Raw genomic sequence first — 16,372 nt, 5'->3', positions numbered from 1 at the left:
CCTGATCAGTTTGATACTGTTGTTTTTAACATAAACTTATTACAATACCCCAGTTAACCGTTAATGGTTCTGGGGTATTTTTCTTTTAGGATCTGCCATGTTTTATTCTTTAGCAAAAAGTGTGTTATTTAATTTAGATGCAGAGCGTTCGCATGATTTTGCATTGGGAAGTTTAAAGCGTTTGGCACATACTCCAGCGGCTTTATTATGGCGCCAAACACTAGTACAAAAGCCCAAGATCATTGCGGGTATTCAATTTCCAAACCCCGTGGGGTTGGCGGCAGGATTGGATAAAAATGCCGACTGTATTGATGCTTTTGCACAGATGGGGTTTGGTTTTCTGGAAGTTGGTACGGTGACACCGCGTCCTCAGGCTGGCAATGATAAACCGCGAATGTTTAGATTGCCACAAGGTGAAGCCATTATTAATCGGATGGGTTTTAACAACAAAGGCGTTGATTATCTAGTTAATAATGTGCAGAAAAGCCGTTATCAGGGCGTGTTGGGTATTAATATCGGAAAAAATAAAGATACACCCAATGAACAAGGTAAAGATGATTACATTCATTGCATGCGCAAAGTGTATGCGTACGCCAATTATATTACCGTAAATATTTCTTCGCCTAATACGCCAGGCTTACGCGATTTGCAGTTTGGGGCAGCATTGCTTGATTTATTGCAAGCGGTGAAAAATGAACAATTAGATTTAGAAGCGCAGCATCACAAATATGTTCCAATTTTTGTGAAAATCGCGCCAGACATGGATCAGATTGCAGTAGAGCAGGTTGCTGATACCTTGCTACGCAGCAAAATGGATGGGGCTATTGCAACCAATACCACGTTAGATCGTTCGCACGTGATGGGGCAACGCTACGCAGAAGAAGCGGGTGGATTAAGCGGTGTGCCGGTGCAGCAAAAAAGTACCCAAATCATCACGCAATTACGCCAAGCTGTGGGGGCAACGTTCCCCATTATTGGGGTTGGCGGCATTAATAGTGAGCAGGCAGCGCAAGATAAATTGGCGGCAGGTGCCGACTTAGTTCAGCTGTATACCGGTTTTATTTATCATGGACCTCAATTAATAAAAACTATAGTAAATAGCTTGTAAGTCAAAGATTTTGCAGTAAATCATCTTTATAAATTTGATCGGCATGCTATAGTACTTATTACCTACTTTGTAATTAGTAACTTCTGGAGTAAAGGACGCAAGATGTTGACGCCGTCGGAGCTATGGACTTGGCAGTATTGCCCCAGTAAAGATCGTTTACTGCTTAATTTAGATAATGACACCCAGTTTGTAACCGAACTGACAGGTGCCGTACTGAATGAAAAGGTGAGCAGCAAAGCATTTTCTATTGCTGAAGCAGAAACGTTTTGGCGTTTACATGATGTGTTGCAAACTGTCGTCCTTGATGAAAACGAACGTTTTGATTGTTGTTTACATGCGCTAGCAAACCGTTTTAGGCAATTAACGGCACATAAAAGCTGGTATTTTGTGACGCAACGTATGCAAGACATTGGTGCCTATCAGTTAGTGCACTTACAAGGTAAAGACAACTTGCTTGCCGTGGTTGTGGCATCGGATCTTGAATGTATAGAATGTCTCCTTTTGGCGTCAGGTGAATCCTTAGCCGGAAAAACATTAACACGCCGTACCATCATTCGGGTATTACGTAATCGTGCCCAGTTAGTCGAGCAAGATATCAATTTGGCTCAAAGTGCTTAATACGTGGTATGAGGTAGTGGTATACCTCATACTTCGTCCTTGTTACACAAGCTGTCCTTGTCGGCTAATACCCTAAATGTTTCGAATAAAATCATTATTAGTAGAAGCCTTTTCAAAAGCACCGGTGAATTTTGCGGGTTGGGCAGTTAATCCCAGCAAAAAGCGCCGCGCGATCTTATTGTTATTAGCCGTATTTCATCTGTCTGGTTTGCTCTCTTCGCTTGATGCGTTAATGTCATCACGAACGGCACAAGGCAGTATTGCTTGGATCATTTCGTTAAATACCTTTCCGTATGTTGCTGTACCGGCGTATTGGATTTTTGGTCGAAGTCGCTTTCAAGGGTATATCATTTCTCGTCAGGAAACGGATCATGATTTGTTTACTAAGCACCAATTAAAAGCGTCGGGTGTCGAAAATTTTATTTTGCAAAGCGAGCGTGATCGCGGCAGTTTACAGGCAATAGAACGCTTGGCGAAAATGCCGTTTTTACAAGGAAACCATGCAGAATTATTGATTGATGGCACCGCCACCTTTGATAGTATTTTTGCGGGTATTGCCGCGGCGAAAGAGTATGTTTTAGTGCAGTTTTATATTGTACGAGATGATCATGTTGGCCGCGAATTACAACAACGGCTTATCGCTAAGGCCCGTGAGGGCGTAACGGTATTTTTTTTATATGATGAAATTGGGAGTTATCGTTTGCCGCATCGATATACCGCTGAGCTCAGTCAAGCAGGGGTAAATGTGCGGCCTTTTCACTCGACCAAAGGCCCTGGTAACCGTTTTCAATTGAATTTCCGTAATCATCGCAAAATTGTGGTTACGGATGGCCAGCATGGCTGGTTGGGTGGCTTTAATGTCGGCGATGAATATTTAGGTCAGAGTCCTCGCTTTGGGGCTTGGCGCGATACGCATTTAAAAATAACGGGGCCAGCGGTACTGGCTATGCAATTATCCTTTGTTGAGGATTGGTATTGGAGTGCTGAGGCAATTCCGAGCCTAAATTGGCAAGCGGTTGCTGCCGATCAGGGGAATTTACCCGTGTTAATCCTACCCTCAGGACCGGCTGATCGATTTGAAACGGCGAGTTTATTGATTCAGCATGCCTTACACAGTGCCAAACATCGCATCTGGATCGCCAGCCCTTATTTTGTGCCGGATGAAGGTACGATAGCAGCGCTAAAGCTTGCCGCGTTGCGCGGTGTTGATGTGCGGATATTAATACCTGAGCAAACAGACAATATACTGGTTACTCAAGCAGCTTATGCGTTTATCTGGCCTTTGCTCGATGCTGGTGTAAGTATTTATCGTTATCAAGAGGGGTTTTTACATGCTAAAAGCTTTTTGGTTGATGAGCAGTTAAGCGCGGTTGGCACGGTAAATTTAGATAATCGTTCTTTTAGACTAAATTTTGAAATTACAGCACTTATTTTAGATACACATTTTAATCAGCAGGTTGAACAACAATTTTTGATAGACTTTGCACATTCTCGCCAGATGAGTTTAACGGAAACGCAGACCCGATATTGGTGGCAGCGTGCTGTTTCGCGCGCTGCGCATTTAATGGCCCCAGTGCTATAACGCATTCAGTATTGCTTTTTTAATCATGTACGTTAAACCATTGCAGCTTAATATGACACTAACACAGCCGGATAAATAGGTTATGCCAACATCACATTCTCTCACTTCTACGGATACGCTTGCGTTAGAGCCAGCACAAGCTACGTGGCAACAATTTAGGGTGTTATTAGCGGATGCGGTAACGCAGCAACATTTGGTTAAACTAACACTGAGTAAATATCAAGGTAATGAGCCTGCATTGCAGCGAGTCGAGGTTAGTCCTGTGCTGTTAAAAGCTCAGTGGCAATTGCGCTGTGTGTATCATTATAAAACGCAACATGTGACGAAAAACCTTACTGCTGAAGACGCTGTGTCGGTTTTCATTGCGTTATTACAGCAAGGATTCAAACAAGCAAACTTACAAACCCGTAGCCAAGATTGTCAACTTAGCCAAAGTAAAAAAGGCAAATATCTGCTCCATTGTAAGGTGTTAGCAACGCAGGTAAGCACCCCTGAAGCGGCAGCTCATAATCGGCAAAAACAGCGCTTTGTTGAGCAAACGCGGCCTTTTTTAACAGCACTTGGGATCACCGATCAGCAGCAACAGCTGATTCCTGCTATGTCGAATAAATGGAAGCAAATTAATAAATTTATTGAAATTTTAGCTAATGCAGTAAAAGAGACTGGCATCATGCATCGTGAGCAATTGCATGTTGCCGATTTTGGCTCGGGTAAAGCCTATTTAACCTTTGCGATGCATGATTATTTTACGCAAACCCTTGGCGTAGCTGTGCAAGTGACTGGGGTAGAGCTTCGTCAGCATCTTGTTGATTTATGTAATGATACGGCAGCTAAACTGGCTTTAACGGGCTTACATTTTGAACAGGGTGATGTAAAGCATTTCAAAGCACGCGGCATTAATGTGATGGTGGCATTGCATGCTTGCGATACGGCGACCGATTATGCTTTACACATGGGGATCCGCACTGGGGCAGAGATCATTATGTGCTCGCCATGTTGTCATAAGCAAATTCGCCCGCAAGTACACTTGCCAGCGGTATTAGCGCCCATGCTAGTGCACGGTATTCACTTAGGGCAAGAAGCCGAGATGTTAACAGACAGTTTGCGAGCCTTATTGTTAGAAGCGCATGGCTACGAGACAAAGGTGTTTGAGTTTATTTCGTTGGAACACACCAGCAAAAACAAAATGATTTTGGCGACCAAACGTAAAACGGCGAAAGATAATCGTGCGATCTTGCAGCAGATCCAAGCATTAAAGCAATTTTATGGCATTACCGAACATTGCTTAGAACAACTGTTGGAGACTGCAGCCGAGTAAGGTGTGACGTTTCAATAGTGACTTTAAGAGTGTAATAACGACAGGTGTTTAACTTGCACGGCAAAATTGTAAGGTTATGCCGTGCAGTGGCGTAAAGCCTAACCGTTATTCAACAGTAAAGTTGCTTAACCGTTTAGGCGAACATCGATAGTGTCGATTGTCGCCAGTTACAGCGTCACAGTGCTTCGATCAGCTGGTTTACTGCTTGTAATTGTTTTCCCTCTTTGCTTAGGTAGTCTGCACCGCTATAGCCCCACCAATCCCAACAGCCCATAGGGTTAAACGCGCTTTTTTCTACTTGCGGATATAATATCACCAGTTGATTCGCATCGGCGTAAGCATTTAACCCTGTGCGCCGCACATACTGCTCACCGATTTGGCTAGCGTCTTGGCGACAACCATGAAAACTGACGTGTAACTCACAGGCTGCGCCTTGGGCACAAGCAGCAGGGATATAGGCGTAACCGTGTTCTGCTAATTGTGCTTTGCTGCTTGGCGCTAATTGATGTTGATTAATACGATAAAGCTGACCCGTTGGCGCGCTCGCGCGCGTTACAGGTTTATTAAGTAAATAGCTCAGAAGCTTACCGGCAGCATCATATTGGCAACTGCCAATAAAGGGGGCGACTGACTGATCGCAAGGGGTTAAATTTGCGGTATCCGTCGGGAAATGATGTGCAAAAGGCTGATCATTAATATAAGCCAATTGCTCTGCAGGTAACCACTGTGCATATTGTGCTGCTAAAGCGGCACTGACTTGGGGTAAAACCGTTTGATCGGCCGTGCCACTGAAAATCCACACCCGACTTTTCGTTATTGCGCTAAGCGGTGCGAGTAACCCTTTAGCCCTTAATGTTTCCAAAGCCTGTTCAATTGCCGCCAAATCAGGTTGAGCTTGAGGATTCGCCATACAGTGGCCAAGCGCTTGGCGAAGATCTCCTTGTGCACAATACACCGGACCTGCTGCAAGCATCGCTACACCGCTAACGTGCTCAGCAAACGCCTGATGGTATTGCCCCGCCATATAGGCACCCGAGGAGACACCCGATAAGGTAATGTGCTTGGCTAAGTTTAGGGCCGGTAACGCCGCGGTTTGGGTTTGTTCGGTTGATTCACTTGTTTGGCTTAGCGCCAGGCTGCTATGTATTAAACCAGAGAATAAGAGGGTGCTGAAAAAGGTGGCCGTTACCCATTGCGGCGCGTAGCTATGGGCGGCACGACGCTTTTTATGATTTTTGGGATAAGTTTGCGTATTGGATTGGATAGCCATAATTTACTCATGAAGATTCATTTTACGTTACTATGCGACGGGGGCTGTAGGCGCGCAATAGCGCTTTAGTACAGTCAGGCTTCCGTTTGCATCGGCTTTATCGAAACATGCCGAGAAAACCCCGTGATCAGAGCGTAGTGACGTCACGGGGGTATTCATTTTGACACCCCTTCACTTTACTGTTAAGGCCACACCGCGGCCGCGTGGATCGGTTGCTGGGATCGGATGCCCATTGTCGATTTTAATTAATTGCACATCCCCTAAATTCCAATTGGGATCGTGCAGATGATAGCCACGCTCACGGAGTTGTTGCTGAACGGCGCGGGCTAAATTGGCATAAGGTTCTATACGAATTTGATCTTGTGGCAAGAGTTGATGATGAAACCGTGGCGCACTTACCGCCTCTTGCGGCGACATGTTAAAGTCATATAAATTATTTAAAACCTGAAAAATACTGGTAAAAATGGTGGATCCCCCAGGCGTACCAATGACCAGTGCTAAGTGCTGATCTTTTAATAAAATGGTGGGGGTCATTGACGATAGCATCCGTTTTCCAGGTGCGATAGCGTTGGCGTCGCTGCCGATGACACCAAACGCATTGGGTACACCGGCTTTAGCAGAAAAGTCATCCATCTCGTTATTTAATAAAAAGCCCGCGCCGGTAACCACCACGCCACTGCCATAATCTAAGTTTAAGGTATAGGTATTTGATACTGCATTACCTGCTTTATCCACAATCGAAAAATGGGTGGTTTGCTCAGATTCTAGGCCCGGTTTTACATCAGCGGTGGTTGAAATGGCACTAGGATTAATTTCTTTGGCGCGTCGCTGTAAATACGCGGGATCAAGTAAGGCCTGCTCAGGTACGGCAGTAAAATCAGGATCGCCTAAGTAATCGGCGCGATCGGCAAAAACCCGCTTTTCAATTTCAGCAATTAAATGGACATATTGCGCCGAATTGTGCGGAATATCTTTAAAATAGTGTGCGTTGTGTTCTTTTAAGGCCAGTAACTGATTTAATGCAATGCCACCTGAACTAGGCGGTGCAACAGTGATAATTTGCATATCGCGCCAGCGGGTGATTAAGGGGTTACGCCAAACGGCACGATAATTACGTAAATCATCTGCACTGATTAAGCCGTTACCACGCTGCATTTCTGCTAATAATAGTTGCGCGGTTTCGCCTTGATAAAAATCAGTAGGTCCATGCGCAGCGATACGTTTTAAGGTCGCTGCTAATTCAGGTTGTTTAAAGCGTTCGCCGGCACGCATCTGGCCAAAATAGGTGGCAAAATTCGTTTTGTTGGCAAAGCGCTGCAGAACATTATTATCGTATAGATAAGCCTTATCAGGCACTTGGTAGCCATCAGCCGCTAAGGTTATCGCAGGTGCGATTAATTCTGCCCAAGGTTTGCTTCCAAATAATTGATGGGCCTGCCACAGCCCCATAACCGTTCCGGGGACACCTGAAGCGAGATGACCAATTAAACTCAAATCATCAATCACTTCGCCTTCATGATTTAAATACATATCACGATGAGCTTTGGCTGGCGCCATTTCACGATAATCTAAAAAATACGCTTTACCATTAAACCACAGCGTCATAAACCCGCCACCCCCAATATTGCCAGCCTCTGGATAGGTGACAGCAAGCGCGAACGCTGTCGCAATGGCTGCATCTACGGCGTTGCCACCTTGTTGCAATACGCTGGCGGCTACCTCGGCACCATAGCGATCTGGGCTAGCGACAGCGCCAGCATGCAATGGCGTTCGCGTTGTCGGCGTAGGGTGTGGCAGATTTTTCTTTATGTGATTATTTTCTGTGAGGGGAGTGCTTGTAGTCAGATTATTTGTGGTTAGATTATTTATGGCTAGATTATCTGTGGATAAACTATCAGCAAACAGAGAGGTGCTCAAAGGCAGCGCGAATAACATCATTACGGTTATAGCAGGTCGAGTTAAAGCGGGCATTACACATCTCCATTTTGTTGTTCGCACCGATGGGGTAAAACATAACATTGTGTTTGCGTAATTCCTATCAAAAGTAAGCCATGAGGGGATACGCGTTTTCAAAATGATGGAATGCTGGACGCAAGAAACCTACCACTGAGCCCAACGCCGTTAAATAGGCTTGCTTCATTACGCGGGCTAACGTAACAATACAATAAACATCGAAATAAACACGTTCCGCTATTTACTTTACCTCTGCAGGGAGTGAGTCATGAAACACAGATGTGCAATCCTATTACTCATGGCAATTAGCAGCAGTGCTATTGCTGTTCAAGACCATACCAAGACACCTGATAGGCCGCCGATTGGCATAGTTATCCATGGTGGTGCCGGTACCATCAATCAAGCGCAGATGAGCGCCAGTCAGCAGCAAGCTTATGAAGCGGCGTTAACCTTAGCCATTGAAACGGGTTATAAGGTATTGCAGCAAGGTGGAAGTAGTCTTGACGCGGTAACGCAAGCCGTCATCGTTCTTGAAGATTCGCCATTGTTTAATGCCGGCAAAGGTGCGGTGTATACCTTTGATGAAACGCATGAATTAGATGCCTCTATTATGCAAGGGCAAGATCGCAATGCGGGTGCTGTTGCAGGCGTAACGACCATTAAAAATCCTATTCTTTTGGCGCGGGCGGTGATGGAGCAATCTGAACATGTGATGTTAGCGGGTGCAGGTGCAGAGGCGTTTGCGGATACACTTAAGCTTGCTCGGGTAGATAATACCTATTTTAATACTCCCTTTCGTTATGACGCGTTAAAGCGGGCGAAACAAGCGTTAGCCCCGCAGCCGCATCAAGCCAAGATCCCTTTTGATCCGGTGTGGCGTATGGGCACCGTGGGCGCAGTGGCAATTGATCAGGCGGGCAATCTTGCTGCCGCGACCTCCACCGGGGGGATGACGGCAAAACGCTATGGGCGTATTGGTGATGCGCCGGTGATTGGTGCGGGTAATTTTGCCGACAATAGCAGTTGTGCGGTTTCGGCAACGGGGCATGGCGAGTATTTTATTCGTTATCAAGTGGCTAGCGACATTTGTGCCCGGGTAAAATACCAGGGGCAATCTGCTGCACAGGCGGCTGACGCGGTAATGAGCGAATTAGCGCAGGTAGGGGGAACGGGGGGCGTAATTGTGGTTGATGCAGCGGGTGCATTAAGTTGGGCCTTTAATACCGAAGGGATGTATCGCGCCATGTTGGGGGCAAACACCCCGCTTAAGGTAGAGATATTTGCTAGATAATGCTGTTATTTTATTTTGCTTTTTTAATGTAATGGTAAGCAGCAATTTTTTTCGACTAGGCTATGCTTAATATGATGACTTAGTGGAGAAAAAATATGGATTTACTCAAAGTTGCTGATTATATGAATCGCCATCCGGTAACCTTTGACGCGGATATGCCGGTGGAAATGGCGGTTGATCGTTTAATAAAAGGACGACAAACGGGCGGGCCGGTTATCGATGCTGAGCGTAAAATTATTGGGTTTCTTTCTGAACAAGATTGTTTAGCGCGGATGTTAATGTCGACCTATCATGATCAACAATCCGCTAGCGTGGCAGATGTGATGCGTCAAGAAGTCCTTACTGTTAAAGCGTATGATGGCATTATTGATTTGGCGCAAATCATGTTAGCGGCAAAGCCTAAGGTGTATCCGGTTGTGGATGATAATGGGTATTTAGTGGGAATTATCACCCGTACAGACGTGTTAGCAGCCATTGACAAAGAACTACACTCTCATTACGGCAAAGTAGGCTAACCCGCGCCGAATAACACTAGATTTAGACCAAGATTACTTGGTAGCATTGCGCCCTCTGAAAACCGAGGGCGTTATTTTGTCTGCTGCAGCACCTTTATCGTTAAACGAACTCTACAACACATTATCTGCTTGCTTGCTTCAGGATCAATTTCGGCTGCGCCGAAAACTGGCTAAAGTGAAAACACTGCAAGACGCCGTTCAAGTGGAACAATTACAACGCATAGCACTTGAGTTTGAGCGTTCGATAACGTTAAGGCAAACCCGACAGCAAGCGGTACCTCGCCTTAATTACCCGGCTGAGCTGCCGGTAGTGGCCAAAAAAGACGATATTAAAGCGGCTATAGCGGCCCACCAGGTGGTGATTATCGCGGGTGAAACCGGATCGGGTAAAACGACGCAAATTCCAAAAATTTGTTTAGAGTTAGGTCGCGGGGTGGCGGGCACTATTGGGCATACGCAACCGCGGCGTTTAGCCGCACGCAGTGTGTGCGCGCGATTAGCCGAAGAGTTAAATTGCCAAGTTGGGCAGCAAGTAGGTTATAAAATCCGCTTTGGCGATCATACGAACCAGCAGACGCTAGTAAAACTGATGACCGACGGCATTTTGCTGACCGAAATGCAGCAGGATAAGTTTTTAAATCAGTACGACACCTTGATTATTGATGAAGCGCACGAACGTAGCCTCAATATTGATTTCCTGTTGGGCTACTTAAAGCAGCTTTTGCCAAAACGACCCGATTTAAAAGTAATTATTACTTCAGCGACCATTGATCCTGAGCGTTTTTCAAAACACTTTTTTGATGCGCCCATTGTGGAAGTGTCTGGGCGTACGTTTCCGGTAGAAACCCGTTATCGTCCTTACAGCGAGTTAGACGATAAAGATAGCGATCAATTACAAGGTATTTTTGATGCGGTCGATGAGCTGTATCGCGAGCCACCAGGCGACATTTTAATTTTCTTAAATGGTGAGCGAGAAATCCGCGACACGGCCGATGCATTGGAGAAACTTAAACTACCTCATACAGAGGTACTACCATTGTATGCGCGATTAAGTGCCGCAGAACAAAACCGCATTTTCCAAAGTCATGCCGGACGACGCATAGTATTAGCAACGAATGTGGCCGAAACCTCGCTTACAGTGCCGGGTATTCGCTATGTAATTGATCCAGGGACGGCGCGTTTATCCCGGTATAGTTACCGCTCTAAGGTGCAGCAACTGCCGATTGAGGCAATTAGTCAAGCCAGTGCCAATCAACGTAAAGGACGTTGTGGCCGGGTGGCGGCGGGGATTTGTATTAGGCTCTACAGCGAGGAAGATTTTTTAGGCCGACCCGAGTTTACCGATCCTGAAATATTAAGAACCAACTTAGCCTCGGTTATTATGCAAATGTTGGCGCTGGGGTTGGGGGATATTGCGGCCTTTCCGTTCTTACAGAAACCCGATAGTCGCTTTGTTAATGATGGTATTAAACTATTAGAAGAATTGGGTGCGGTAGCACAGCTACGCGGTCAGCAAGCCTTACAATTAACGCCGTTGGGGCGTCAATTATCGCGGTTACCTATTGATCCGCGTTTAGCGCGGATGGTCATTGCGGCAAGTGACATGGGCGCGCTGAAAGAAGCGATAGTGATTGTTGCCGCGTTGTCTATTCAAGATCCACGGGAACGACCTTTAGATAAACAGCAAAAAGCCGATGAGTTGCATGCACGTTTTGCCGATCTGGATTCTGATTTTGCCAGTTGGTTAAAACTATGGGATTACTTACAGCAACAACAAGATGCATTAAGTAATAATCAGTTTAGACGCCTGTGCAAGTTAGAGTGCCTTAACTATTTACGCGTACGAGAATGGCAAGATTTAGTCGCACAACTGACGCAGTTAGCGCAAGAACAGCAATTGCGGATAAATCCACAGGCTGCCGGTTATCAAGCCTTACACAGTGCACTGTTAAGTGGTTTGTTGGGGCAAATAGGCTGTCGTGACAGTGACGCGGATTATCTAGGTCCACGACAAACTCGGTTTTATGCATTCCCTGGTAGCCATTTATTTAAGCGTAAACCCAAATGGGTAATGGCCGCTGAGTGGGTCGAAACCAGCCGTTTGTATGCGCGTACGCTTGCAAAAATAGAGCCTGAATGGATCGAGCCGCTGGCACAACATTTGGTGAACCGCAGTTATAGTGAGCCGCATTGGGAAAAGAAAAAAGGCGCCGTCGTCGCCTTTGAACAAGTCTCGTTATATGGTGTCATTATTGTGGGCAAACGGCCCGTGCTGTATAGCAAAATTGATGAAGCCGTTTCGCAGCATATTTTTATACGTGAAGCGTTAGTTAACGGCGAGCTTGGTCTTGATGAAGCCTTTTTAGCGCACAATCAACGATTAATTGCCCAAGTACAAGATCTTGAAGAAAAATCGCGACGCCGTGATATTTTAATTGATGATGACGCCCTTGCTGCTTTTTATGCCGAGCGTATACCGCTGTGGGCGAATAATCGTATCGATTTTAGTAAATGGTGGAAAAAACAACGTCAACACGATGCGTCTTTTTTAAATTTTGATCCTGAAGCCTTATATCAGCGTGATGCCTCAGATATCACTGCCGCTAAATTTCCGGAAACATGGCAACAAGGTAATTTAACCCTGCCGCTTGAATATCACTTTGCCCCAGGCGAGCCAGACGATGGCGTCAGTGTTGTGATCCCGCTCGCCTTGTTAAATCAGCTTAATGATCACGGTTTTGATTGGCAGATCCCAGCGCTGCGCCATGAATTATTAGTGGCACTGATTAAATCGTTACCCAAACAATATCGACGTAATTTTGTGCCAGCGCCCAATTATGCTGATGCCTTACTGCAAAGCTTGGTACCAAGCGATGACAGCTTATTGAGTGTTGTCAGCACGAAGTTAAAACGGATGTCGGGAGTGACTATCCCAGAAGATGCCTGGGACTTAACCAGTTTACCTGCACATTTGCGAATGAACTTTAAAATAGTGGATGCGCAAAAGCTCGTTGCGCAAGGACGTTCACTGGCATTATTGAAACAGCAGTTACAAGGGGAAGTACAACAAAGTTTGAGCGAAGTTGCTGAGCAGGGAATTGAACAGACTGCGTTAACGGAATGGACATTTGGGCCATTGCCGCAAGAATACATCAAGTTACAAGCGGGCTTTGAAATCAAAGCATTCCCGGCGTTAGTTGATGAAGGACAAAGTGTTGCCATCAGACTTTTGGACAATCCACAACGCGCAGCACACGCTCATATTAAGGGATTACGACGTTTACTCCTGTTAAATGTGCCTTCTCCGGTGAAGTATCTACAAGAATCTTTACCGAACAAAGCTAAACTTGGGTTGTACTTTAATCCTTTTGGCAAGGTATTGGATCTGATTGATGATTGTATCGCTGCTGCCACCGATGCCATTATTTATGCATACTTGCCGGTACAGGATGCGACGAAATTTAATCAGGTACGAGAGATACTCCGCGCAGACTTGGGTGAGCAGGTACGCCAAATAGCATTAAACGTAGAGCGTATTTTAACGCTATATCATGACATCCAAAAACGTTTAAAAGGTAAGGTAGACTTAGCCCATTTTCAAGCACAGGCCGATGTAAAGTCGCAGCTAGAGCAGCTTATTTTTAAAGGTTTTGTGAGTACGCATGGGGCGGATAAATTAGAGGATATTCAGCGTTACTTAGCCGCGATGCTAAAACGGTTAGAGAAATTACCGGTCGATCCCAATCGTGATCGATTGTTAATGCATGAATATGAGAAAGCGCAAACCGCCTATGCGCAGTTGTTAGGCAAGTTTGCAGGGCAACCATTACCCGATGCCGTAGTGGCCATTAGCTGGATGTTGCAAGAATTAAAAGTGTCGCAACATGCACAGCAATTGGGTACGCCTTATCCCATCTCATTAAAGCGAATTATTCATGCGGTACAGGAGTTGAAATAATCTTGTTGCAGCATTTGTAGACCTTGCTAAGATAGAGAAAAGGGCACTGAGGGTAAAACGATGTTAAACAGAAGTGATAATCGGCATTTTTATCGGATGATGGTCAATGCTGATGTAAAGTTAATGATTAATGATCCAGAAGCCGCGCGGGTTGTTGATGGTATCTGTCGTGATCTCAGTGCCTCGGGTATGGCGGTTGAGGTGGATGAGCCGCTAGAAATGGGTACGTTAATTCGTGTTCGACTGGAATCACCAAACGCCAGTGTTGCACCGCTTGACGCAACGGCGAAAGTAATGCGTTGTAGCCAAGAAAGTGAAGACGTTTATAACTTGGGTTTGGCGTTTATTGAATTAAATTAACACGCGGGTAAATAAACTCGCTAGCGTAATAAAAACCCCCACGTTAACGGTTATTAGCGTGGGGTTTTTAATGGTTTAAGCTTAGTAAATTTTACAAATTAATCCTTTAAGGTAATGGCCTTCCGGGAAAAAACTGGCAACAGGATGATCACTGTCTTGCTGTAAGCGTTCTATAAATAAACAATTCCGCTGTGCATCCAAAGCGGCATCTGCCACCACTTTGTGAAATAACCCTTCTTCCATTAATCCCGAACAAGAAAAGGTAAACAATAGGCCACCTGGTTTGACTAATTGCATGGCCAGTCGATTAATATCCTTATAGCCTCGACAGGCACTATTCAGCTGAGATCTGTTTTCGACAAATTTTGGTGGATCTAAAATGATGAGATCAAACATTTTGCCTTGTTCTTGATATTGACGAAGCAATTTAAACACATCAGCTTTGATATTGGTTATTTTGCTTAAATCTAGCTGGTTAAGCTCAGCGTTGCGCGTAGCGGTGGCAAGCGCAAGTTCTGACATATCTACGTTGGTGACATGTTTGGCGCCTCCCGCTAGGGCTGCCACGGCAAAGGTACCGGTATAGCTAAAACAATTTAATATCTCAGCATCTTGCGCAAAACGCCTTACGGCGGCACGACTGGCGCGTTGATCAAGATAAAAGCCGGTTTTATGCCCTTGTATTACATCGACCAGTAATTGCATGCCATGTTCTTTAATAAAGACTTCTCCGTGCGTTTGCGCTGCGTACAGCCAGCCAGTCACTAAGGGAAGTCCTTCTTTTTTACGGACATCAACATCTGAACGTTCAAAAATACTGTGCTCAGGAAAAACGTGTTGTAATGCCTTAACAATCAGCGTCCGTTTTGCATCAGCACCTGCAGAGAGCAATTGTACTACTAATACGGTCTGATATTTATCGATGGTGATCCCAGGAAGATCGTCTGACTCTGCCGCAATAACACGTAGGCCATCGGTTTGACTGGGATTAAATAAACTTAACCGTAATTGCCAAGCCCGCTCAATTTTACGAATAAAAAACGCTAAATCGATTTGCTCGGCCTGATCATAGGTCCAAATACGCGCACGGATCTGCGAGCTCGGTGAGTAGGCGGCGCGGGCAAGCCATTGCCCTTTACTGCTTAACACCTCAACCGTATCGCCACGATTAGGCGTGTTTAATACCTTATCAATAGCATTTGAAAACAGCCAAGGATGGCGGCGATTTAAGGCTTTTTCACGCCCTTCTTGTAAAATGATGGCAGGGAGAGTAATGCTTTTGTTCATGTTATGAAATACGCTGTGCTAGACTAAAGTCCGCATTTTAGAGAAGAGCCCGACAAAGCTAAAGTAAATTCGTTAGAAAGTCGGTGTGGAGCCGTATGAATTTTACAATTCCAGATGTGATGCAAGCTGTTCAGGTCATTAATCCTGGTAAAAGTAGCCAATTAGCTTGGCAAACTGTACCTGTTCCAAAACCTGCCCCTGGTCAATTATTATTAAAGACGGCAGCAGCGGGCATTAATCGCGCCGATTTAATGCAGCGCCAAGGACGCTATCCCGCACCTAAAGGCGATAGTGATATTTTAGGCCTTGAAGCGTCCGGTATTGTGGTTGCGGTGGGGGATGCCTCCTTGGCAGAACACCTTGGCCAAGCAAAATTTGGCTTAGTAAATGGCGGTGGTTACGCAGAGTATGTCATTCTACCGGCATCACAAGCGATAAATGTGCCAAGTGGATGGTCAATGGCTCAGGCTGCGGCAACGGCAGAAACGTTTTTAACGGCCTATCAATTACTGTTTACGATAGGACAAGCCAGTGCTGGGCAACGCGTACTGTTACACGCTGGCGCCAGTGGCGTGGGTACCTCAGCAATTATGCTGGCTAAAGCCAAAGGCTTACAGGTTGCTGTCACCGTGGGATCTGACGTTAAAGCTGCTGCATGTTTAGCATTAGGCGCAGATATTGCGATTAATTATCGTGAAGACGATTTTGCAGCGCAATTGCATCAACATTGGCCAACAGGGTGTGATCTGATCTTAGATCCGGTAGCAGGCAGTTATTTAGTAGCAAATACCCGTTTACTGGCATTGGATGGAAAAATAATTGTGTACGCCATGATGGGTGGACGCATGATTAAAGAATTTGATTTAGCGGGGTTGTTTCAAAAACGTGGGCACCTTTTGTTTTCAACACTTCGTAACCGTGATCGAGCGTATAAACAACAGTTAACTGCCGATTTTATGCGTGATTTTTCCAGCGCACTGCAGGCCAAAACGCTACAGCCGGTGTTACATGCCACTTTTGCTGCCAGTGACGTCGAGGCTGCGCATGCGTTACTCAGCAGTAATAATACTATTGGTAAACTCGTGTTGTGTTTTTAGATCCAGATTTTCGTG

Annotated in this window: 12 protein-coding genes; 9 read left to right on the top strand and 3 right to left on the bottom strand. The window is 45.5% G+C overall.

The window, feature by feature from the left end:
- Window positions 1-97: 97 nt before the first annotated feature.
- The 4 genes from pyrD (at window position 98) to IE070_RS06680 (ending at window position 4,626) form a co-directional block, all read left to right on the top strand.
- Window positions 98-1,108, top strand: coding sequence for a quinone-dependent dihydroorotate dehydrogenase (gene pyrD / locus IE070_RS06695; RefSeq protein WP_189481725.1), 1,011 nt, complete (start codon window positions 98-100; stop codon window positions 1,106-1,108).
- A 102-nt stretch (window positions 1,109-1,210) separates the two neighbouring features.
- Entirely contained in the window at window positions 1,211-1,726 is a 516-nt protein-coding gene (locus tag IE070_RS06690; RefSeq protein ID WP_189481723.1) for a cell division protein ZapC domain-containing protein, read from the top strand.
- Between the two features lie 76 nt (window positions 1,727-1,802).
- Window positions 1,803-3,308 carry a cardiolipin synthase gene (gene cls, locus IE070_RS06685; protein ID WP_189481721.1) on the top strand — a complete coding sequence of 502 codons (1,506 nt, stop codon included), beginning with the start codon at window positions 1,803-1,805 and terminating at the stop codon, window positions 3,306-3,308.
- An 82-nt stretch (window positions 3,309-3,390) separates the two neighbouring features.
- Complete coding sequence (locus tag IE070_RS06680; RefSeq protein ID WP_189481720.1) at window positions 3,391-4,626, top strand: class I SAM-dependent methyltransferase; 1,236 nt, start codon at window positions 3,391-3,393, stop codon at window positions 4,624-4,626.
- 175 nt (window positions 4,627-4,801) lie between these two features.
- Here IE070_RS06680 and IE070_RS06675 read toward each other — a convergent pair whose 3' ends face one another.
- Together IE070_RS06675 and ggt are read right to left on the bottom strand one after the other, a co-directional pair.
- The gene (locus IE070_RS06675) at window positions 4,802-5,896 is read right to left on the bottom strand and encodes an extracellular catalytic domain type 2 short-chain-length polyhydroxyalkanoate depolymerase (RefSeq protein ID WP_189481718.1); all 1,095 of its coding nucleotides are present in this window, start codon (window positions 5,894-5,896) and stop codon (window positions 4,802-4,804) included.
- 171 nt (window positions 5,897-6,067) lie between these two features.
- The gene (gene ggt, locus IE070_RS06670; RefSeq protein ID WP_229796958.1) at window positions 6,068-7,867 is read right to left on the bottom strand and encodes a gamma-glutamyltransferase; all 1,800 of its coding nucleotides are present in this window, start codon (window positions 7,865-7,867) and stop codon (window positions 6,068-6,070) included.
- A 280-nt stretch (window positions 7,868-8,147) separates the two neighbouring features.
- Here ggt and IE070_RS06665 point away from each other — a divergent pair, with 280 nt between their 5' ends.
- The 4 genes from IE070_RS06665 to IE070_RS06650 all read left to right on the top strand — a co-directional run bounded on the left by IE070_RS06665 (window position 8,148) and on the right by IE070_RS06650 (window position 13,973).
- Window positions 8,148-9,140 (top strand): isoaspartyl peptidase/L-asparaginase family protein, encoded by a 993-nt coding sequence (locus tag IE070_RS06665; protein WP_373296932.1) that lies wholly within the window; start codon window positions 8,148-8,150, stop codon window positions 9,138-9,140.
- Between the two features lie 95 nt (window positions 9,141-9,235).
- Complete coding sequence (locus tag IE070_RS06660) at window positions 9,236-9,655, top strand: CBS domain-containing protein (protein WP_189481714.1); 420 nt, start codon at window positions 9,236-9,238, stop codon at window positions 9,653-9,655.
- Between the two features lie 76 nt (window positions 9,656-9,731).
- On the top strand, window positions 9,732-13,613 hold the full coding sequence (gene hrpA / locus IE070_RS06655) for an ATP-dependent RNA helicase HrpA (RefSeq protein WP_189481712.1): 3,882 nt from the start codon (window positions 9,732-9,734) through the stop codon (window positions 13,611-13,613).
- 60 nt (window positions 13,614-13,673) lie between these two features.
- Window positions 13,674-13,973, top strand: coding sequence for a PilZ domain-containing protein (locus IE070_RS06650; RefSeq protein ID WP_189481710.1), 300 nt, complete (start codon window positions 13,674-13,676; stop codon window positions 13,971-13,973).
- An 81-nt stretch (window positions 13,974-14,054) separates the two neighbouring features.
- On the opposite strand, the gene IE070_RS06645 is transcribed toward IE070_RS06650, so the two are convergent.
- Window positions 14,055-15,260 (bottom strand): class I SAM-dependent methyltransferase, encoded by a 1,206-nt coding sequence (locus IE070_RS06645; RefSeq protein ID WP_189481708.1) that lies wholly within the window; start codon window positions 15,258-15,260, stop codon window positions 14,055-14,057.
- Window positions 15,261-15,355: 95 nt separating this feature from the next.
- Between IE070_RS06645 and IE070_RS06640 the strand changes: the two genes are divergently transcribed.
- Complete coding sequence (locus IE070_RS06640) at window positions 15,356-16,357, top strand: NAD(P)H-quinone oxidoreductase (RefSeq protein WP_189481706.1); 1,002 nt, start codon at window positions 15,356-15,358, stop codon at window positions 16,355-16,357.
- Window positions 16,358-16,372 lie beyond the last annotated feature (15 nt).

This window comes from Alishewanella tabrizica, from assembly GCF_014652375.1.
Taxonomy (GTDB): Bacteria; Pseudomonadota; Gammaproteobacteria; order Enterobacterales; family Alteromonadaceae; genus Alishewanella; species Alishewanella tabrizica.
This window is presented reverse-complemented; position numbering and strand designations above follow the sequence as displayed.